Source organism: Psychrobacter sp. BF1 (genome assembly GCF_019279065.1).
GTDB lineage: Bacteria > Pseudomonadota > Gammaproteobacteria > Pseudomonadales > Moraxellaceae > Psychrobacter > Psychrobacter urativorans.
Genome location: NZ_JAGYWV010000004.1, coordinates 58525 through 78648, shown reverse-complemented (window position 1 = coordinate 78648; position 20124 = coordinate 58525). Strand labels below are relative to the sequence as shown.

Genomic DNA, 20124 nt, shown 5'->3' with positions numbered 1-20124 from the left:
AATGGAGCGCACTAAACCTTACTAATACCATTATGCAGCGGATTAAGGAAGTAGCTATAATGTAAATAGAGCATATGAAGTTATGAATCATGGTGGGTGGATAACATTATGCAAAAATACATAGTGTATGTGTTAGTAGCAATCATTGGCACTGGAATAGCTGTTAGTGCCATAGCCAATGATGTCGAGCTGCAACAGAGACTTATGGCGATGAAAGTAGCTGCTGTCGAAAAGATGTATCAGCAAGATGTCAGTACTGAAGGTATGAATGATCCTATGGTTTTGCAGCAGTATAGCGATCCAGAGCTAAAAGCTGCATTTCAGCTTGCAGACGATTATTTCGATAGAGAACAGCTGAACTGTGGTATTGATTATGATGTGCTATGGGATTCTCAAGATCCTGATTATTCACAAAACAAACAGTTCGCTGTGACTGAGCAAGGCCTAGTTAAAGTTACCTTAGCGCAAGGCAGCACTATTTATTATGAATTATCCTGTGATGATGATGTTTGCCAAATAGCTGATGTAGTTTTAACGAAGAATATTTCTCTAAAATCGCATTTGCTAAACAGCTGTCAGTAAAGATCAGATTAGCTAAATAATAAATGATCAACCTAAAACTAAGACGCGGCTTGGATATTTGGCTATAAAGTATTTTGCTATCATTTAAGTAATCAGCAAAGCATATTAGCTAAGAAGTAATACAGCCGTTAATTATAAGCAAGTGTCATATGAGTAGTAAAAAGCCTTAGAGAATAGCTATTAGGAAACTTATACAAACCGTTAGTTTGTTTTCGCATAATGTATATTATGTTAAATAGACAGTCCCTAATGATACTAGGGATGAGGATGTCATGCTTTAGCAATCATTGGTGGCTTTTATTCTCCCTAACAAAAAGTCCACTGCTACTTTTACTTTGGGCACTGAGTAACGCTGTTTTTGGTATAACAAATAAACAGCCATCTCAGAGTTCTGCGTCACGGTTAGTTGATGCTCAAACTTCAGCTGTTGTAATGCCCCTGACTCAAGATATGATGACAATGCCCACCGAGTAGACATTAGCACACCGTCACCAGCGCTGGCTTTTTTTGCCAGCCATGGCCCATTATTCGAAATCGCTATCGCTGGGCCTGAGACATCATGCCACTGGTCATCAATAATACACAACCACGGGGTCATCCCTAATGGCGTCTTAAAATAAAGGCCCTTATGTTGTTTTAATTCTAATACATGATTCGGCACGCCATTTTTTTCCAAATAGCCAGGTGATGCGACAGGGATAAAACTGTTGTCCATAATGCGTTTTGCAATTACTCGCTCATTTGGTGCGTAACCACCGCGAATCGCAATATCAACATCATCGCGTCCAAGTGTAGATAATTCATCACTTAAGCTGACATCAAGCACAATTTGCGGATATAACGCACTAAACTCATCCAATAAAGGCAGCAATATCTTCTCACCAAAGCCCACCATCGAGCTAATCCGTAAGCGCCCCATTGGCGTTGTCTGATAGCTACGAACCGTCTCCCTACTTTGCTCTAGTTGATTTAATACCTGCTGCATATCGTTATAGTAGACCCGCCCTACTTCCGTCAGCTTAACGAGTCGAGTCGAACGCTTGAGTAATGTTGCGCCCAAGCTCTTTTCCAAATCAGACACCCGCCTTGATAATGAGGATACCGGTACATCGAACACCTTCGCCGCTTTAGTGAAGCTACCTGTTTCGACGACTTTACTAAAATATCTTATGGCCTGCAGCTGATCCAAACTCTATCTCCAGTCAAAAATAGTCACTTACTAACCTGGCAATACTTAACGATTAACTACTAATCGTTAAGTATTCTGCCTTTATTGTTGTCTTAAAAGCAATAGTGATTCATCATTTATGCTATATATCATCATATTAAAAACAGTAATAATAGGTTCAGATTAAGCATGACTACTAAAAACAAGCTTCACGTTAATGACGGAAGAATAATTTATGATTACTTTGCACGGCTTTGCCGCCAGCAATTCCTACAATATAGTCAAATATGCCCGGATTTATGCAGCGTGTAAAAGCTCAGATACAAGCTACCCAATCTGAATAATGCCGATAACAATGAAATACAATCTATACCAATAAAAGCAGTGATGCCATCCATCATTTGCAGGAGTAAAAATTATGACTGATAAAAATATCCAATTGGTTTCAACCATTAGTGATGACCATAAATTAACGCTTACCTTACAAGACATCGATATGCCACAGCCTAGCGCCGATGAAGTTGTCGTTCGCATTGAAGCCGCACCATTGAACCCGTCTGACTTTGGGGTTATGTTCAGCATGGCTGACATGTCAACCGCTGTACAGACAGGCACTGAGCAAAACCCTATTGTGACCGCTGATGTTCCTACCAAGTTCATGCCAGCCCTCAAAACACGGGTGAATAAAGACACACCTGTGGGTAATGAAGGTGCAGGTACGGTTGTCGCAGCAGGCTCATCGCCAGCCGCCCAAGCGCTAATGGGCAAAATGGTTGCGGTGATTGGTGGCGGCACTTATCGTCAGTATCACTGCGTTAATGTAAAAAGTTGCTTAGCATTAAAAGAAGGCACAACGGCTAAACAAGGTGCTTCTTCTTTTGTGAACCCACTTACTGCACTGGCAATGGTTGAAACTATGCGTGCTGAGGGTCACAAGGCCATCATTCACGCGGCAGCAGCGTCTAGCCTTGGCCAAATGCTTAACCGTATCTGTATGGCTGATGGTATTGATTTGATCAATATCGTGCGTAAGGATGAGCAAGAACAACTATTGCGTGATATGGGCGCAAAATATGTAGTTAACTCAAGCAGCGATACATTCATTGCCGATTTAACGGCAGCGATTACCAAAACAGGCACCACAATTTCATTCGACCCTATTGGCGGCGGTCAGTTATCCAGCGATATCCTAAACTGTATGGAAGCGGCTATCACTGCTGATGCAGAAGAATACAGCGTTTATGGTTCCACTACTTTTAAACAAGCATATATTTATGGGGCATTAAACCGTGGCCCTATCACATTGAACCGCAACTTCGGTTTTGCTTGGGGTGTAAACGGATTCTTATTGTTCAATGCACTGGGTAAACTGGGCGCTGAAACGGTCAAGTCCATGCGCAAGCGTGTAGCAGAAGAAATCACCACTACCTTTGCCAGTAGCTATACGCATGAAGTTACGCTGCAACAAGCGTTACATTTACAGTCGATCAAAGCTTATGGTAAACAAGCCACTGGCGAGAAGTACTTAATCACGCCTCAGGGCTAATGATTGGTTAAAGGCAGTTACTTAAACAATGACTTTGAAATAAAAAAGCAGATATCAATTATGATGTCTGCTTTTTTTTGCTTGTTAAAAATTTATTCTACAACGGTAGGTGGTAAGTATATGGTAAATTCATTTATCGGCTCTATTAACACGCTATAAGGAGTCTTTTGCTCTGTTTCATCGACTATACCTAGATCAGATAAAAGCTTGAAATTAGCTGACTTTAGCTTTGCCGGTTTGACTTTGAGTTCTTTATGCCATACTCGATAGGTGCCTACTTTGTTGTCCCTTCGATAATAGAATCCACACAGAGGATGCGTAAGATAAACCAATGCTGATTCAGCATCAGGAAAACCCGAAAATGCTATTTCATCGAATTCTGATTGTACTAGGTCAACGGAAGCTTCAGCCCAACTGGATGAGGTTTCCATGTGGTACTTTTCATACAGTCCGGTTGATTCGTTTAAGGAGCAATCGAAGTGTACGCTTCCATCATGCCACGGTAAATTCCATAAGTATCTAGGAATCATTAAAGTCCAAGAATCAAGTGTTGTCCCAAGAAACCATACACAACGCTCACTAGTTTCAGTATCGATAATATAAATACGATAGTTGGTTTGCCCCATGGTAAATTTTGGAAAAGGAAAAACAGCTGAAGTAAAATCAACATCGATAAAGGGTACTACTGATACTAGCCCCATATTTTTGCCATTTATTTCCACCACGTCTAGTTGAAATCGATCAGGAAACATTCCTTTGAATCTACTCTCTGATACGGCATAGGTTATGATCGCGAAATGCTTCAAACCACAAAGAACGTCTATACCCTTTGGCTTGGGTCTCTGTGTCATAGAATCTTTTAACTTACGTGCTTCTTGCACAATATCTCCTTTACCCTGTTGTTTAGTAGTGCCACTGAATAATCTTATTGTAAACAATTGATTGTAAATATCAAAATACTGAAGTCAGCGCAAGATGACATCAATACTCTGCGATAGACTATTCCTTTATTGTTGAGATAGTGTTTCTCCATCTCTTTACTTTTAGTTATTCTACGCAGCAGTATTAACAATCATTCTCAAAATAATTTACTGCAAATTTGCACAGAACAGCACTATCACCCTGATTAAGGTATTCTGTGCGAGTACAGGAGCATGGTTTTTGGTGTAAATATGCCGAAGGCCTCTATTGCCAATAGCAAACAGCACTCTTACTTTTAATCTATGTGAAGTTTATTCCTTCAAACGCCATATATATCAACAAAAAAATAGCTTACTGCTTCTTTCTGCACTACACTATAATCATCCCCAAGTGAACCTTGGGGATGATTTTGCCTTAGATCATTATATTTAAAAGGATCGCTAATTTAACTAATGAATAACAGTGTCCATATTAGTGTCCAGTAGCTATTTATGCTTGCCAAAAGGCACTTTTCAAGATTTCTAAAATGGGCGCAAAGATTATTCTAAATATCAGCATACGGATAACAGACTAACACTCACCTTGCTTATAAAGCTTACGGATATACATCATGGCTGTCGACAACTTAAATGATATTAATAAACTTGAATGCCGGGATAACGATTATTCAGTAAGTATTTCAGGTGTTGCAGGTTTAAGTGTGCGCATCTACCCAAACGGCAAAAAAGAATACTACCTTCGTTATACTCATCCACATATCGATGGTAAGCGACCTAGAATGATGCTTGGCAAGATCAATGATATTAGTTTGTATGAGGTTAAGTATAAAGCCGAGTCCATACTCAACATGGTTGCCAAGGGTGTTGACCCTAAGGCTGTACAGCAACAACAACAAGTGAATAAATATGCCCATCTAAAAAACGCCACGTTTTCTGAGGTTGCCCAAGCTTGGCGAGACCACAAGACATCAAGTGGTCATAAAGGCAAATCTAACAAACTCTCATTTAGTGAGTCGACACTGGAATATTGGGATTTATGTCTAGGATATATGTGTCGCGAGATTGGCGACTTAAGAATGAACGATATCACCAGCGAGATGATATTAACGGTGTGTGAGGCTATTCAAAACAATCAAAATCAGGCAACCTTCGTGGGTGCTAGCACTCGTCTTTATACGGAAAAAGTATTTTCATTCGCTGTCGCAAGAGGATTATGCGATAAGAATGTGGCTATTGATACACGTGGCGAGCTAGCACCTGCCAGCTCAGGCAACCACTTACCAGCTATTACCAAACCTGATCAGTTTGCCACTCTCCTAAATGATATGTGCACTTTTAAAGGGGCAAATAAAATCACTTTGGAGGCAATGAATTTACTACCTTACGTGTTTGTGCGTAGTATCGATTTGCGGTCTATGCGCTGGCAGGATATAGATTGGGATAATAAGCTATGGGAGTTCTCCCCTACTAAAGGCGAAGGTCGTGAGGATATGGTATCGCAATTGGTCGTACCATTAGCCACTCAGGTGATGCAACGTTTACGCAGCATTCAATCGGATACAGGTCATAATGAATATGTGTTTGCCTCAATGCGCGCCTCAAGCAATCCTTATATTAGTAAAGCGGCGCTAGTACAAGTATTTCATAGACTTGGCTATAAAGAGGTTCAATGTGCTCATGGCTTTCGGGCATCAGCTAAAACCTTGCTTATGGAACAACCTGAGTTACGCTATTCGGATATCGTAACAGAGTTACAGCTGGGCCATAGGATAAAGGACACACATGGTGGTGCTTATAATCGATTAGATGAGATCGATACTCGAGTACGAATGATGCAAGATTGGGCTGACTATATAGATAAACTACGAGATCTTCCTAAAAAGGAACCTTAGTACTTTATATATGAGAATACGTTTAAGGTGCTATACAAGCGTTGAAGCATAGCCTTTGTAACAAGTGCTTACGCCCCTTTCTGAGCCTGCTACTCCCTCTAAAAAAAGTTCCCTATCGTAAACGGCCATTTAAAGTAAGAGGTTAAGATATGCTTATAATAAAATATATATCGTTCGAAGATCACCAAGATTTTAATGATTTTGAATTACAAAATGATGAGTATTTTAACTTAGCAGTTAATCTGCTAGTAGGTAATGAGCTTGGGAGTGACATATACTATTTTGATTTAGTAAGTGATTACAGAGAAAGTTCTGATATAAAAGTTATCGAGCACAATGATATTTATTTTAGAGAAAAAGGTATATTCGTAACGAAGGTATTTAATAAGTATAGTTTATTTGATTTCATTAAAAATTTAGTGGAAAAAAATACCTATAATAAAAACTCAAATGAACAGTCCAATAACTTATCAAAATATTTTCATTGGGAGTTTGATAACTATGTTCCCTATATAGATTAATCTGCTTTCTAGATACGATTGGAAAGTTCAAAATATTATTAAATAAACTATTGCATGACTGCGAGTCATATTATTGCTGAGCTACCGCCTTATATAAGCTTATTATATACTCTTAGGATATAGTCTAAGGGTATTGCTAAGCTGATATTGTAGATAAATTTATAAACCAGCACTACTTATGTTAAAGGTAGATAAAATACCACCAAATGCAGCTTTTTTATTGGCTATAGAAAATACAACAAAGGTATACCCTAATTATGGATCTAAAACAGATTAAGGCTTTTGTTGCAATCGCTGAATTACAGAGTTTTAGTGCGGCTGCCAAGTCCACAGGGCTATCACAGCCAAGTCTCAGTCGGCTGTTAAAACAGCTGGAAGCTGATATTGGTGTCGAGCTGATTAATCGTTATCACCGACCACTACAGATGACAGAAGCGGGACTATTTTTTTATGACAAAGTAAGCGCTGTACTGACCGAGCTGTCGACTATTACTAATATGACTCAGCGGCTGGCAGCACCTAACGCAACGCTCAATATTGGCTTTGTGCCCTCAGTACTCTACGGTCTGCTGCCAGAAGTTATCGCCACCCTAAAGCAACATAGCACTAGTCGCAGTAACAACAATAGCAATAGCAATAGTTGCAATAAAGACGGTAAACCCTCGAAACTTGCCAGTACCGACTACCCTACTGATATCGAAGTCAACCTTAAGGATATCAGCTCCTACCAACAAGTTGAGGCGCTAAAATCGGGTGAGATAGACGTGGGTTTTAGCCGCTTCCCTCACCAGGATCCATGGATTCAGCAGATTTTGTTACGCTATGAGCGTTATGTAGTCGCTCTGCCAAAAGCGCATCCTCTCGCTCACACTAAAGACCAGCGTTTGATTGATTTGGTCAATAACCGCTTGATTTTATATCATCAAACGCACTTGCCAGCGCAGATAACTGACATAACCAACATAAGTGCTGGTGCTTTTACCGTTAGTACAACAGCCACTCACGATAACCAGCCAACCGCGCCCAACGCCAACCGCGCTAAGACTACAGCAGCTCATAGTGCGACTGAACCTTTGCTAAACCTGTTTGCTCAATATGGTATTACCCCATTTACCACCACTAAGGTGAGTGATTTACAAGTGGCGCTGGGGCTAGTTGCTGCTGGTGAAGGCATTACTTTAGTGCCTGCTAGCTTGCAAAACATGCGTACTGATCAGATTAGCTATCAGCGTCTGATTCACGAAAATGTTACTTCCCCTATTTATTTACATACCCTAAAAGACTTTAGCCATCCTAAGGTTCTCAACTTACTAAACGCGATTTATGAAGTTTATGAAAAGCGTGGTATTACTTATCGGCGGCAGCAGTTTGTGTAAAAGTTAAGCACTCAAAACGGATAGTTGGTTTAAGCCACGAAAATAATTATTATCCTTAATTAAGTACGCTATGCTAAAGTTACCACTATTTCTCTTTATTGATAAACTTTAATCGGCAGAATTTGTAGCAAGCTCTCACAGGTCAGTGCTAGCTTGCCATATTTTATATTTGGGGTACTCATGACCACACAACGAATCAACAATTCAGATGCAACAGCTAGTGCTGCACAAGAAGGCTTTAGCTGGCGTATATTTGGGCCTGGAATTTTAATGGCGACGGCAGCTGTTGGAGGCTCACATCTCATTTCGTCCACGCAAGCCGGTGCTATTTATGGTTGGCAGTTGGCTATCATGATTATTTTAGCCAACGTTTTTAAATATCCATTCTTTCGTTTCGGTACTGACTATGTCTATGATACCGGCGAGAGCCTAATTGCTGGCTATGCCAAACGCTCAAAAGCCTATCTTTGGATTTACTTTATTCTCTCGATTCTGTCGGCGGTGATTAGTACGGGCGCCGTATCCTTAATTGCTGCGGTGATCTTAGGCTTTATGCTACCTGCCTCTATTGGCTTATCAACGATTGCTTTGGCACTGATAGTAACTGCGGTATGCTGGGTGTTTTTGATAGCGGGTCACTATAAGCTGCTTGATGGGCTGACCAAATGGATTATGCTTGCCTTGACGGCGGCAACCTTAGCAGCGGTAATTATTGCTGCTGGCAAGCCAACGGTAGTGACTCCAGATTTTGTTGCTGCTTCTCCTTGGAACTTAGCGACCTTGGGTTTCATTGTAGCGCTAATGGGCTGGATGCCAGCGCCACTTGAGTTCGCGGCAATTACCTCTATGTGGACTTCAGCTAAGAGAAAAGCTGATAATACAACTAAGCGTCAAGGGCTGCTTGATTTCAACGTTGGCTATGCGATCTCTGCTATTTTGGCGTTGTTCTTTTTAGCATTAGGAGTATTTGTACAGTACGGCTCGGGTCAAGAGATTCAGATTGCTGGTGGCGCTTATATCGACCAGCTTATTAGCATGTATACGAATACTATCGGTGAATGGTCACGCCTATTAGTCGCCTTCGTGGCCTTTATGTGCATGTTCGGTACTACGATTACTTGTGCAGATGGTTACGGACGTGCCAATGCCGAGTGCTGGCGCTTGCTAAAAGGTGAAAGTGAGATTAATAAAAAACAAGTCGCCTTTTGGACCACTTACGCTGTCGGTGGTGGCTTGGTTATCATTAGTTTCTTCGCAGGACAGTTAGGTACTATGCTGAAATTCGCTATGATATCCGCCTTTGTGTCGGCACCTATTTTTGGTTGGCTTAACTATTCGTTGGTTAAGAGCCATCAAAAACTATCACCCGGTATGAATGCTTTATCGATTGCTGGCTTGATATTCTTAGGCGGTTTTGCACTATTGTTCTTAGCCAATCTTGCTGGGCTATTCGGTTAACATTATCTGTTTCAGACCTCATTTAGCAATATTAAAATTAATAACATAGTATTAATCAAAGCCCTTATAGCTTAGCTATAGGGGCTTTTTTATTTACCTAATTACCAATTACTGATTAATGGTCTTGGCATTAGTAATATTAATATTAGTAGACAGCCCCTCTAAGCCTCTATAGATACACGAGGGTTAATTGTAACCAGATGTAAATATTATCTAACTATTATTCACTCCATTTTGGTCGTTATGAATAACGCAGACATTAAACAACTGTTTTATAGATATAATTATTCATAAAACAGATAGATTAAATTTTTTTAAATAGTTGATATTTATTAACTAAACAATAGCCCTTTAATAGCTCTTTAAAAGTGCTTGGATTATCTATAGTCTAAAGGTATTCAGGCATTGTACAGATACCCTACGCCGAGCCTACTTTATCGTTGTATTAAAAATATACCGTATTAAAAAATTTTATATTAAAACCAGCTAAGGATTATAAAATGACTTCAATTTCAGCAGGCGCGCGCTTTCGTAATGCCATGCAACAGCAAAACACTAACAACCAACCATTACAAATAGTCGGTACTATCAATGCTTATACGGCTATGATGGCCACTCAAGCTGGTCATAAAGCTATATATCTTTCTGGTGCTGGCGTAGCCAATGCTTCATTTGGTCTACCAGACTTAGGGATGACTAGCCTAGATAATGTATTAGAGGATGCTCGTCGTATTACTGACGCGGTCGACACACCTTTACTAGTAGATATCGATACTGGCTTTGGTGGTGCGTTTAATATCGCTCAAACCATTCGCAAAATGGAAAAAGCTGGGGTTGCAGCCGTGCATATCGAAGACCAAGTAGCTCAGAAGCGCTGTGGTCATCGCCCTAATAAAGAAATCGTTAGTATCGCTGAGATGGTCGATCGCCTAAAAGCAGCTATGGATGCCAAAACTGACGAGAATTTTGTAGTTATGGCCCGTACTGACGCTTTATCGGTTGAAGGGTTAGATGCTGCGGTTGAACGTGCACTGGCCTTTCAAGAAGCGGGCGCGGATATGATCTTTGCTGAAGCTTTGACTGATATCGAGATGTATCGCAAGTTCACTGATGTGTTAGATATTCCAGTACTAGCTAACATGACGGAATTTGGTCAGACGGATCTTTATACTACTGAGCAGCTACAAGGCGTTGGTGTTGATATGGTGTTATATCCATTGTCAGCCTTTCGAGCGATGAATAAAGCCGCCTTGAACGTCTATCAGCATATTCTCTCTGATGGCACACAAGACAAAGTCGTCGATACTATGCAAACCCGTATGGAGCTTTATGATTTCTTAAACTATCATGAGTTCGAGCAAACTCTAGACAAACTATTTGCCGATAATAAATAAACGACTCATTTTACTAGCAGCAGTCTACTAGTAGCAGTAAACCGTACTATTCAAGCGCTGATTTAATCATAGACGACCGTACTCAGCGCTTGATCTAACAGCAAGTAACCGTTTTTACTTACCCTAAGCTACCAACAAAAGGAATTTACTATGGCAGCACAAAACCAATCAGCAAAAGTATTGTCAGGCGCAGGTCTTCGTGGTCAAGTCGCAGGCAAAACAGCATTATCTACAGTCGGAAAATCAGGCTCTGGTCTGACTTATCGTGGTTACGATGTCTCAGAGCTGGCAGACAAGTGCATCTTTGAAGAAGTCGCTTATCTATTGCTATACGGCAATCTACCGACTCAAAGCGAGCTTGATGCTTATCAAGCTAAGCTTAAAAAGCTACGTGGCCTACCACAGCCGTTAAAAGACGTGCTTGAGCGTATCCCTGCTGATGCGCATCCGATGGATGTATTGCGTACTGGTTGCTCTATGCTAGGTAACCTTGAGACTGAAATGGATTTTGCCGAAGAAAACGATCAAGCTGATCGTATGCTAGCGGTTTTCCCTTCTATTATTAACTACTGGTACCGCTTCACTCATGATAACGTGCGTATCGAAACTGAGACTGATGATGACACTATCGGTGGTCATTTCCTACATCTGCTCAAAGGTGAAAAGCCAAACGAGCTGCACGAAAAGGTTATGAACGTCTCTTTGATTCTTTATGCTGAGCATGAGTTCAATGCTTCAACCTTTACTGCTCGTGTCTGTGCTTCTACTTTATCTGACATTCATTCTTGTATCACTGGTGCCATTGGTTCTCTACGAGGTCACTTGCATGGCGGTGCTAATGAGGCAGCAATGGATATGATTGCTGGCTTTAACTCAGCAGATGAAGCAGAAACAGAAATGATGGCTATGCTGGCGCGTAAAGATAAGATTATGGGCTTTGGTCATGCGATTTATAGCGAATCAGATCCACGTAACGTGGTCATCAAGGGCTGGGCTGAGAAACTAGCAGCAGACGTTGGTGATGAGGTGCTCTACCCTGTATCGGTACGCTGTGAAGAAGTGATGTGGCGTGAGAAAAAACTGTTCTGTAACGCAGATTTCTTCCATGCGTCAGCCTATCACTTCATGGGTATTCCAACTAAGCTGTTCACCCCTATCTTTGTCTGCTCGCGCCTAACGGGTTGGGCCTCGCATGTGTTTGAACAGCGGGCTAATAACCGTATCATTCGCCCAAGTGCCGAATATATCGGTGAAGAATTACGTTCTGTGCCTGATATCAGTGCGCGTTAATTTGAAGTTTTAACTTTCGATGTTAAGTTATAGGGTGGGTTAACGAACCATAACTCGCCCATGCATCAAGGTTTAATAGGGTGTGTTCTATATACCATTGATTGGTGCGCGGGGCACACCCTACTCTTCTTTATATACAGTTGAATTTTTGATGAAAAAAATAGAGCGCCGTCAAGATCTTATTGATACTTTCAAGTTTATTTCTTATTCTTCAACTCTTTTGAATAAAGAAATTGATAGTGAAATAGTTTGTAGAATTGACTCAGTTGATTGGAGTCAATTTCTAACATCTTACGGTAGTGCTGAGCCTTTAGTACCAAAAAGCTTAAAAGCCTTATTTTCTGATAATAACGATATTTCACTTCCTGCGGCACATTATCTGTTATGCGCTCTAGGTGACAAAGATGTTTCATTTTCACCAGCAACGTTTCCAGCATATGAATTTTTAAGAAAATCATTGCTTGATTGTGATGACTTAATAAAAGTATCAGTCTTATATATTTTAACAGGAATTGCATTTGGTGTAACTTATGCTGATTATGAAGAAGACCAAGGATTCTTTAAATTAGATCTAGATTATCAAGCGAAATATCCTTTAAAAGACTTTGAAATTAAGTTGCTTGCTCATCTTAAAGCTGACTTACCTATTTTTGAAAAATTAGCATTACATGAAAACCAGTCGATATCTGAAGATAGTATTTATATTTGTGAATGTTTGAACCTCTAATACTCGTACTACAAAATAACCCCCATTCCAAACAGCTAATTGCCAAAGGTGAATTATGGACAACGCTCTAGTACAACCGATGAACGATCACTTCAAAAAGCCTTTACCTGATACCGAGCTGCATTATTTTGATACTCGCGAAGCCGTTGAAAATATTCAGGCTGGCGCGTATGACAAGCTCCCGTTTTGCTCAAAGGTATTGTGCGAAAACTTAGTGCGTCGTTGCCCACCAGAGGATTTAACCGCTGCGCTAGAACAACATATCGAAGGTAAGCAAGACCTTGATTTTCCTTGGTATCCTGCTCGTGTCGTTTGTCATGACATCTTAGGTCAAACAGCCTTTGTTGATTTAGCGGGCCTACGGGATGCTATCGCTGAGCAAGGGGGCGATCCATCAAAAGTTAATCCTATCGTACCAACGCAATTGATTGTTGACCACTCCTTAGCGGTTGAACATGCGGGCTTTGAAGAAGATGCTTTTGAAAAAAACCGAGCTATCGAAGAGCGTCGTAACGATGACCGCTTTCACTTTATCAACTGGTGCCAGTATGCCTTTGATAACGTCAACGTCGTGCCACCCGGTAATGGCATTATGCATCAAATCAACTTAGAGAAAATGTCGCCAGTAGTGCAAGTGGTACAGAACAAAGCCGGTCAACAGGTTGCCTTCGCTGATACCCTAGTCGGTACTGATAGTCATACGCCTATGGTCGATGCGTTAGGGGTGATCTCTATCGGTGTTGGGGGCTTAGAAGCTGAAAGCGTGATGCTTGGTAATCCGTCATATATGCGACTACCGGATTATGTTGGTGTCAAACTCATCGGTAAATTGCAAAAAGGCATAACGGGTACCGATTTAGTACTCGCGATGACCGAATTCTTACGTGATGCTGGAGTGGTTTCGACTTATATCGAATTCTTCGGTGAAGGCGCCCGCCAGCTCAGCGTTGGTGATCGTGCCTCTATCTCCAACATGACCCCTGAATATGGCGCGACCGCAGCGATGTTCTATATCGATGAGCAAACCATCGATTATTTACGCTTGACTGGTCGTAGCGAAGCACAAATCAAACTAGTCGAGCAGTATGCTAAGCAAACTGGCCTATGGGCTGATGGCATGGAAAAAGCCGAATACGCCCGTGTGCTTGAGTTTGATTTGTCAGCAGTAGTACGGAATATGGCCGGTCCCTCGCGTCCACATGCTCGCGTATCGACGACCGACTTAGTCGCCAAAGGTATCGCCCACGGCGCTGATGAAAAACTACCAGAGCCAAAAGACGGTATGATGCCCGACGGCGCAGTTATTATTGCCGCTATCACTAGCTGTACTAACACTTCCAACCCACGCAATATGGTGGCTGCTGGACTAGTGGCTCGTAATGCTAATGAAAAAGGTCTGTTGCGTAAGCCTTGGGTGAAGTCCTCTTTAGCCCCTGGTTCTAAGACCGTAAAAATGTATCTAGAAGAAGCTGGTCTGATGTCTGAGCTGCAACAGATTGGATTCGATGTGGTCGGCTTTGCTTGTACTACTTGTAATGGTATGAGTGGCGCACTCGACCCTGATATCGAAAAAGAGATTATCGATAACGACTTGTTTACTACGGCTGTGTTATCGGGTAACCGTAACTTTGATGGTCGTATCCATCCTTATGCTAAGCAAGCATTCTTAGCGTCACCGCCATTGGTTATCGCTTATGCTATCGCTGGTAATATTCGCTTCGATATCGAAAAAGACTCATTAGGCCAAGACCAAAACGGTAATGATGTTTATCTAAAAGACATCTGGTTCGATGATGATGAAGTTGATGCTATCGTTGCTGCAGCCGTGAAACCCGAACAGTTCAATGCGGTGTATATACCGATGTTCGATGAAGCCAAAAAAGATACAGGCAAAGCTTTAAGTCCACTATACAACTGGCGTGAGCAAACCACTTATATCCGTCGTCCGCCGTATTGGGAAGGCAAAATGGCAGCGATGAATAAGCTAAAAGGCATGCGTCCATTAGCGGTGCTTGGTGATAACATCACCACCGACCATTTGTCACCGTCGAATGCTATCTTAGGGGACTCAGCGGCTGGCGAGTATCTTGACACTATGGGTCTACCGTCTGAGGACTATAACTCTTATGCCACCCATCGCGGTGATCACTTAACGGCTCAACGTGCTACTTTTGCCAATCCAAAACTGCTTAATGAAATGGTACGTGATGGCAGTGATAATAAGAGCGGTGATGTTATTCAAGGCTCTCTAGCTCGCGTTGAGCCCGAAGGTCAAGTCATGCGTATGTGGGAAGCCATTGAAACCTATATGAACCGTAATCAGCCGCTTATCATTATCGCAGGTGATGGCTATGGTCAAGGCTCAAGCCGTGACTGGGCTGCTAAAGGCGTGCGTTTAGCCGGGGTGGAAGTAGTGGTCGCTGAGGACTTTGAGCGTATCCATCGTCAAAACTTAGTTGGTATGGGTGCTCTACCATTACAGTTCGAAAAAGGCGTTACGCGCAATACGCTTAATATCGACGGTACCGAAGTATTTGATGTGACCGGTGAAGTATCTGCTGGCGGTATGATGACGCTAGTGATTAACCGTACTGACGGCAGCAAAACGGAAGTGCCTATCATCTGCCGTTTAGATACTGCTGATGAAGTGAAGATGTATAACGCAGGCGGTATGCTGCAGCGCTTTGCTAAAGAGTTTATCGATGGTACGTTAGATATTGCTTAGTTTTTTAGCACTCTAAGCTGATAAATACAAAGGAGCCGATGTTGTATAGTTTATATAGCATCGGTTTTTTGACACTTATTGATATACTTTTATATATAGCGTAACATGTACTGTTTATTGTACAATTTCTGGAGATTATTATGAGAGTTGTTAGTTTTTCAGAAGCTAGAAAGCATTTGAAGTCGGTTTTAGATGCTGTCAATGACGATGCCAATGCCACTATCGTGACTCGTCGTGATGCCGATGATGCCGTCGTGATGTCACTTGATTATTATAATAGCTTGATGGAAACCGTCTATTTATTGAGGTCCCCTGCTAACGCTACTCACTTAGCAGAGTCTATTGCTCAATATCAAGCGGGCAAAACGGTAGTACGTGAATTAGTTGCTGATACTGATATAAGTACTGAAACCGATACTGAAGACGCTTAATATTACAAGGCAGGGTTATGAGCGAACAATTAGCGTGGACGGATGCTGCTTGCAAAGACTATTTATACTGGCAGACGCAAGACAAAAAAACACTCAAACGTATTAACAAGTTAATTATAGAATGTAAACGAAGTCCTTTTGCAGGCATTGGTAAGCCTGAAGCTTTAAAAGAAAATCTGTCAGGGTTTTGGTCGCGACGTATTGATGATGCCAATCGCTTGGTATACGCCGTTGATGAGAATCACTTGACTATTATTTCTTGTCGTTATCATTATTAGATTTTTCATTAGGAATGACAGCAAGAAAAAGTAATTCTCACTTTATCCAAACTTATAAGGTTCAATCCTACCAGCAGCAACTTGTGCTTGTGCAATTAATAGTTGTCTAACAAACTCATAGAATAAATCAGGATTGTCTTGCATGATTTGTTGAGTTTTAGCCGAATTTTTATTTAGCTTTATATCTTTTGTCATAATAATATCTATTTTTAGCTAATTAATGTCATTCCATACTACTAATAAATTTGTCAGTAAACCTTGAAGATTCAATATTATATAAAGGACTAATTATAATGACCCAACCAAAATTCGCCCCGCAAATATCTGTCCCTGCTACTTATATGCGCGGCGGCACCTCAAAAGGTACGTTTTTTAAACTATCTGACTTACCTAAGCGTTGCCAAGTGGCTGGCGAGGCTCGTGATAAGTTTTTGCTACGGGTCATCGGTAGCCCTGACCCTTACGGTAAACAAATCGATGGCTTGGGTAATGGTAGCTCAAGTACTTCTAAGACGGTGATCTTGTCCAAGTCAGAAAAGGATGATCACGATGTCAATTACCTGTTTGGCCAAGTCAATATCGCCAAGCCAATGATAGATTGGGCAGGCAACTGTGGCAATTTGACGGCGGCGGTTGGTGCTTGTGCCATTAATATGGGTCTAGTCGCTGCGCAAAAAATCGCTGACAGTGCCACTAGCGGTATCTGTGAAGTGCGGATTTGGCAGCAGAACATCGGTAAGACCATTATCGCTCATGTACCTGTGTATCAAGATGAGCAAGGTAATGTGCAAGTGCAAGAGACGGGTGATTTCGAATTAGATGGGGTGACTTTCCCAGCTGCTGAGGTCAAGATCGAATTTATTGATCCGGTAGACTCATCAAGCGCTATGTTCCCAACAAACAATCTAGTAGATGACTTTGATGTCTCTGGCTGTGGTTTAAGTGCCGATAGCGTCAAAGCGACTTTTATTAGCGCCGGTATCCCGACTATTTTTCTTAAGGCTGAAGACTTAGGATTAACCGGTACTGAGCTGCAAAGTGAGGTTAATAGTGACAGCCAGCTACTAGCTAAGCTTGAGACCATTCGTGCGCTAGGCGGTGTCGCTATGGGATTATTTAAAGACGTCACTGAGGCGCAAAGCAGTCAGCATATCCCCAAAATTGCTTGGGTGGCTCCTGCTGCCAGCTATACGGCTTCTAGTGGTAGCAACGTTTCTGCCAACGATATTAATCTAGTAGTACGGGCGATGAGTATGGGTCAATTGCATCATGCTATGATGGGCACCGCAGCAGTAGCTATCGCCGCCGCCGCTACTACGCAAGGCACGCTAGTTAACCAAGCAGCGGGCGCTGGCGAGCTTAACGAAGTGCGTTTTGGTCATCCCTCAGGTACGCTACTAGTTGGTGGTAAGACTGAGCAAGTCGATGGACGCTGGCAAGCCAAAAAAGTATCGATGAGCCGCTCGGCACGACGTATTATGGTCGGTGAAGTCTTTGTCGCAGCGGATGCTTTTTAGCTTTTGCTTTTAGCTGTACATAACTGGACCTAACTATGCATAGCTATGGGTAACATTTTAAATCCGCTTGATTAATCTAATAGCTACTACCATAAAGGGATTGCCAATAAGCGGTCCCTTTATAGCTTATTAGTCCTAGACCGTTTTTTAGCTTAAAATTATTGTTTAAGAGCCGCTATTACTTGCTCATTATAGGGGCTATATTGAGTAGCTCATGTTACCTACTAGCCTTATGGCTATATTTTCGGAAAAAAGTATAGGATAATACTATTGACCATCAAGCTGGTTATTGACCATTTTCGGGTTTTAGCTCGCTAGTTATTTACTAGCACTATGCCCCATCAGTGCTAGCCCCTATTTAAATACTGAGATTTGTACACCCAACGCTATGCCAACAACCCCTGAACTTAGTAAATCACCATTCGATAAAAAGCCGCCAGTCAAAAAGACTGAGCGTAGGGCTTTATTATTGGATATCCTCAAAAAGCTGGCAGTATTTGCCGCTCCGTATAAAACCTTAATTATTCTGACTTTAGTACTAACAGTGCTTGGCTCTTTTACAGCGCAGGTCAACGCTTTTGTATTGCGCTATACCGTCGATACCTTGACTGAGATTTCTACTCTTGCCGATCCTTGGCAAGCTGGCGTGCGTATGCTGGGTATCATCAGCGTGGTGCTATTGACTAAGGAGGTGCTAGCAATATTTGTGTCCTTTGGTCAGCGCTATTTCGGTGAAAAGATTCGGATTAACCTATCACGCGACTTATCTCAAAAGATAATCGAGCGCATTCTTACCTATCGGATGGCGTTTTATACTAGTAGTGAAAATGACAGTGGTAAATTGCAGACTCGTATTGATATGGGGGTTAGTAGCCTAACCAGTCTTGTGCAAAACTTCTTTATCGATATGCTCCCCCTATTTGCTAGCGCTATCGTCTCGCTTGTTATCATGTTTTTAACCAACATTTGGGTAGGCTTGGTCGGTCTTATTATTATTCCAATCTATTTTTTCATTAGTCAAAAACAAGCGCAGCGTCTACAAGGCTTTCGCCGAGAAATGCGTGGCTTTCGAGAAGCTAAAAGCGGTTTAGTCATTTCTTTAATTAATTCAATAAGCGTAGTCAAATCGTTCGTTCGTGAGTCAATTGAAGCCGATAAGCATCTAAAAATTCAAAAAGAGATGACGGATAATCAGCTTAGAATCCGCAGCATTGGCTTTATTTATGATGCCATTAAAACCTTTATTGAGCAGATCGGGGTAGTCGTTATCATCCTACTGACCGCCTACTTTGTATTAAAGGGTGAGATGACTATCGGTATGATTTTATTTCATGTACTGCTCTTTCAAAACGTCGCCGCCCCTATTCGTCAATTACATCGTATCTATGACCAAATCAATAACGCCTTAACTTATGCTGAAGGGTTCTTTGAGATATTAGAAGATGATGAGCAAGTCGAAACTATAGAGGGCATGAGCGGTAAGGATCTTAAAGGCCATATCGAGCTAAAACATGTTAATTTTACTTATCCTAATGGCACTCAAGCGCTAAAAGATGTCAGCTTTACTATCAAACCTAATCGTATTACCGCCTTGGTAGGCTTAAGTGGCGCTGGCAAGAGTACCATTATCAGCTTGCTGGTTAAGTTCTATCAACCGGATTCTGGTACTATCTGCTTAGATGGTCATGATCTAGCAGATTGTGATACTCATGAATTGCGCCAACGTATTGGCTTAGTGCTACAAAGCAATCATATTTTTTCAGGCACTATCAGCGAAAATATCCGCTATGGTGATATTGATGCGAGCGATGATGATATTATTATCGCTGCTAAAAAAGCCTCCATTCATGATCAAATCATGCAATTACCTAACGGTTATATGAGTACCGCAAAGTCACTATCGGGTGGGCAACAGCAGCGTATCGCCTTGGCTCGAATGTTTTTAAAAGATCCCCCGATCGTGTTTCTTGATGAGCCTACCGCCAGTCTAGATGCTATCGCTAGTCAGCAAGTCAAAAAAAGCTTAGATTTGATCAAAAAGGATCGGACGGTAATTATGGTCTCGCATAATATCGCTCAGATTATCGATGCTGATGACTTAGTAGTGATCGAAGATGGCCGAGTGGTCGAGACAGGTACTCATGAAGAGCTATACAGCAAACGTGGTAAGTACTATGAAATCTTTAGCGCTATGTCTGATAGCCTAAACTTAGATAAAATCAGCCAAACCTTAAATAGTTAATCTATGCTGAACAACTATGCTTAAGGCATAAGCATATGTACCCTACCGTTTATGGCG

The 20124-nt window shown here is 41.6% G+C and carries 17 protein-coding genes; 14 read left to right on the top strand and 3 right to left on the bottom strand.

The annotated features are described in order from the left end of the window. Positions 1-108 precede the first annotated feature (108 nt). The gene (locus KZA12_RS06405; protein WP_218689647.1) at positions 109-582 is read left to right on the top strand and encodes a hypothetical protein; all 474 of its coding nucleotides are present in this window, start codon (positions 109-111) and stop codon (positions 580-582) included. A gap of 277 nt (positions 583-859) precedes the next feature. Here KZA12_RS06405 and KZA12_RS06400 read toward each other — a convergent pair whose 3' ends face one another. After that, positions 860-1771, bottom strand: a complete 912-nt coding sequence (locus tag KZA12_RS06400; RefSeq protein WP_218689646.1) for a LysR family transcriptional regulator — start codon at positions 1769-1771, stop codon at positions 860-862. A gap of 397 nt (positions 1772-2168) precedes the next feature. Here KZA12_RS06400 and KZA12_RS06395 point away from each other — a divergent pair, with 397 nt between their 5' ends. Next, positions 2169-3296, top strand: coding sequence for a zinc-binding dehydrogenase (locus tag KZA12_RS06395; RefSeq protein ID WP_218689645.1), 1128 nt, complete (start codon positions 2169-2171; stop codon positions 3294-3296). 92 nt (positions 3297-3388) lie between these two features. On the opposite strand, the gene KZA12_RS06390 is transcribed toward KZA12_RS06395, so the two are convergent. Beyond that, on the bottom strand, positions 3389-4177 hold the full coding sequence (locus tag KZA12_RS06390; protein WP_373416592.1) for a DUF2071 domain-containing protein: 789 nt from the start codon (positions 4175-4177) through the stop codon (positions 3389-3391). A 650-nt stretch (positions 4178-4827) separates the two neighbouring features. Between KZA12_RS06390 and KZA12_RS06385 the strand changes: the two genes are divergently transcribed. From KZA12_RS06385 to KZA12_RS06340, 10 genes are all read left to right on the top strand, one after another. After that, positions 4828-6108, top strand: a complete 1281-nt coding sequence (locus KZA12_RS06385) for an integrase arm-type DNA-binding domain-containing protein (protein ID WP_218689644.1) — start codon at positions 4828-4830, stop codon at positions 6106-6108. Between the two features lie 149 nt (positions 6109-6257). After that, a complete protein-coding gene (locus KZA12_RS06380) occupies positions 6258-6629 on the top strand; it encodes an Imm8 family immunity protein (protein ID WP_218689643.1) in 372 nt (123 codons plus the stop codon). A 257-nt stretch (positions 6630-6886) separates the two neighbouring features. Then, the gene (locus KZA12_RS06375) at positions 6887-8005 is read left to right on the top strand and encodes a LysR family transcriptional regulator (protein ID WP_218689642.1); all 1119 of its coding nucleotides are present in this window, start codon (positions 6887-6889) and stop codon (positions 8003-8005) included. Between the two features lie 180 nt (positions 8006-8185). Next, entirely contained in the window at positions 8186-9463 is a 1278-nt protein-coding gene (locus tag KZA12_RS06370) for an NRAMP family divalent metal transporter (protein WP_201621979.1), read from the top strand. Between the two features lie 500 nt (positions 9464-9963). Continuing rightward, the gene (gene prpB / locus KZA12_RS06365; protein ID WP_201621978.1) at positions 9964-10857 is read left to right on the top strand and encodes a methylisocitrate lyase; all 894 of its coding nucleotides are present in this window, start codon (positions 9964-9966) and stop codon (positions 10855-10857) included. Positions 10858-11007: 150 nt separating this feature from the next. Next, positions 11008-12147, top strand: coding sequence for a 2-methylcitrate synthase (prpC, locus tag KZA12_RS06360; protein WP_218689641.1), 1140 nt, complete (start codon positions 11008-11010; stop codon positions 12145-12147). A gap of 151 nt (positions 12148-12298) precedes the next feature. Then, positions 12299-12874, top strand: coding sequence for a hypothetical protein (locus KZA12_RS06355; RefSeq protein ID WP_218689640.1), 576 nt, complete (start codon positions 12299-12301; stop codon positions 12872-12874). A 79-nt stretch (positions 12875-12953) separates the two neighbouring features. Next, positions 12954-15599, top strand: a complete 2646-nt coding sequence (acnD, locus tag KZA12_RS06350; RefSeq protein ID WP_218689757.1) for a Fe/S-dependent 2-methylisocitrate dehydratase AcnD — start codon at positions 12954-12956, stop codon at positions 15597-15599. A gap of 140 nt (positions 15600-15739) precedes the next feature. After that, the gene (locus KZA12_RS06345) at positions 15740-16030 is read left to right on the top strand and encodes a type II toxin-antitoxin system Phd/YefM family antitoxin (protein WP_218689639.1); all 291 of its coding nucleotides are present in this window, start codon (positions 15740-15742) and stop codon (positions 16028-16030) included. A gap of 17 nt (positions 16031-16047) precedes the next feature. Next, positions 16048-16308, top strand: coding sequence for a Txe/YoeB family addiction module toxin (locus KZA12_RS06340; RefSeq protein ID WP_218689638.1), 261 nt, complete (start codon positions 16048-16050; stop codon positions 16306-16308). A 42-nt stretch (positions 16309-16350) separates the two neighbouring features. Here the strand turns inward: KZA12_RS06340 and KZA12_RS06335 are convergent, their stop codons facing one another. Further along, positions 16351-16503 carry a hypothetical protein gene (locus tag KZA12_RS06335; RefSeq protein ID WP_201622183.1) on the bottom strand — a complete coding sequence of 51 codons (153 nt, stop codon included), beginning with the start codon at positions 16501-16503 and terminating at the stop codon, positions 16351-16353. A gap of 98 nt (positions 16504-16601) precedes the next feature. Here KZA12_RS06335 and prpF point away from each other — a divergent pair, with 98 nt between their 5' ends. Then, positions 16602-17825 carry a 2-methylaconitate cis-trans isomerase PrpF gene (gene prpF / locus KZA12_RS06330; RefSeq protein WP_218689637.1) on the top strand — a complete coding sequence of 408 codons (1224 nt, stop codon included), beginning with the start codon at positions 16602-16604 and terminating at the stop codon, positions 17823-17825. 388 nt (positions 17826-18213) lie between these two features. Continuing rightward, the gene (locus KZA12_RS06325) at positions 18214-20067 is read left to right on the top strand and encodes an ABC transporter ATP-binding protein (protein WP_256932857.1); all 1854 of its coding nucleotides are present in this window, start codon (positions 18214-18216) and stop codon (positions 20065-20067) included. Positions 20068-20124 lie beyond the last annotated feature (57 nt).

Coding starts and splice junctions, on each gene's coding strand:
- KZA12_RS06355 (WP_218689640.1), top strand. CDS start 12,299: ATGAAAAAAATAGAGCGCCGTCAAGATCTTATTGATACTTTCAAGTTT.
- KZA12_RS06370 (WP_201621979.1), top strand. CDS start 8,186: ATGACCACACAACGAATCAACAATTCAGATGCAACAGCTAGTGCTGCA.
- KZA12_RS06405 (WP_218689647.1), top strand. CDS start 109: ATGCAAAAATACATAGTGTATGTGTTAGTAGCAATCATTGGCACTGGA.
- KZA12_RS06325 (WP_256932857.1), top strand. CDS start 18,214: ATGCCAACAACCCCTGAACTTAGTAAATCACCATTCGATAAAAAGCCG.
- KZA12_RS06335 (WP_201622183.1), bottom strand. CDS start 16,503: ATGACAAAAGATATAAAGCTAAATAAAAATTCGGCTAAAACTCAACAA.
- acnD (WP_218689757.1), top strand. CDS start 12,954: ATGAACGATCACTTCAAAAAGCCTTTACCTGATACCGAGCTGCATTAT.
- KZA12_RS06395 (WP_218689645.1), top strand. CDS start 2,169: ATGACTGATAAAAATATCCAATTGGTTTCAACCATTAGTGATGACCAT.
- KZA12_RS06345 (WP_218689639.1), top strand. CDS start 15,740: ATGAGAGTTGTTAGTTTTTCAGAAGCTAGAAAGCATTTGAAGTCGGTT.
- KZA12_RS06340 (WP_218689638.1), top strand. CDS start 16,048: ATGAGCGAACAATTAGCGTGGACGGATGCTGCTTGCAAAGACTATTTA.
- KZA12_RS06385 (WP_218689644.1), top strand. CDS start 4,828: ATGGCTGTCGACAACTTAAATGATATTAATAAACTTGAATGCCGGGAT.
- prpB (WP_201621978.1), top strand. CDS start 9,964: ATGACTTCAATTTCAGCAGGCGCGCGCTTTCGTAATGCCATGCAACAG.
- prpF (WP_218689637.1), top strand. CDS start 16,602: ATGACCCAACCAAAATTCGCCCCGCAAATATCTGTCCCTGCTACTTAT.
- KZA12_RS06375 (WP_218689642.1), top strand. CDS start 6,887: ATGGATCTAAAACAGATTAAGGCTTTTGTTGCAATCGCTGAATTACAG.
- KZA12_RS06380 (WP_218689643.1), top strand. CDS start 6,258: ATGCTTATAATAAAATATATATCGTTCGAAGATCACCAAGATTTTAAT.
- prpC (WP_218689641.1), top strand. CDS start 11,008: ATGGCAGCACAAAACCAATCAGCAAAAGTATTGTCAGGCGCAGGTCTT.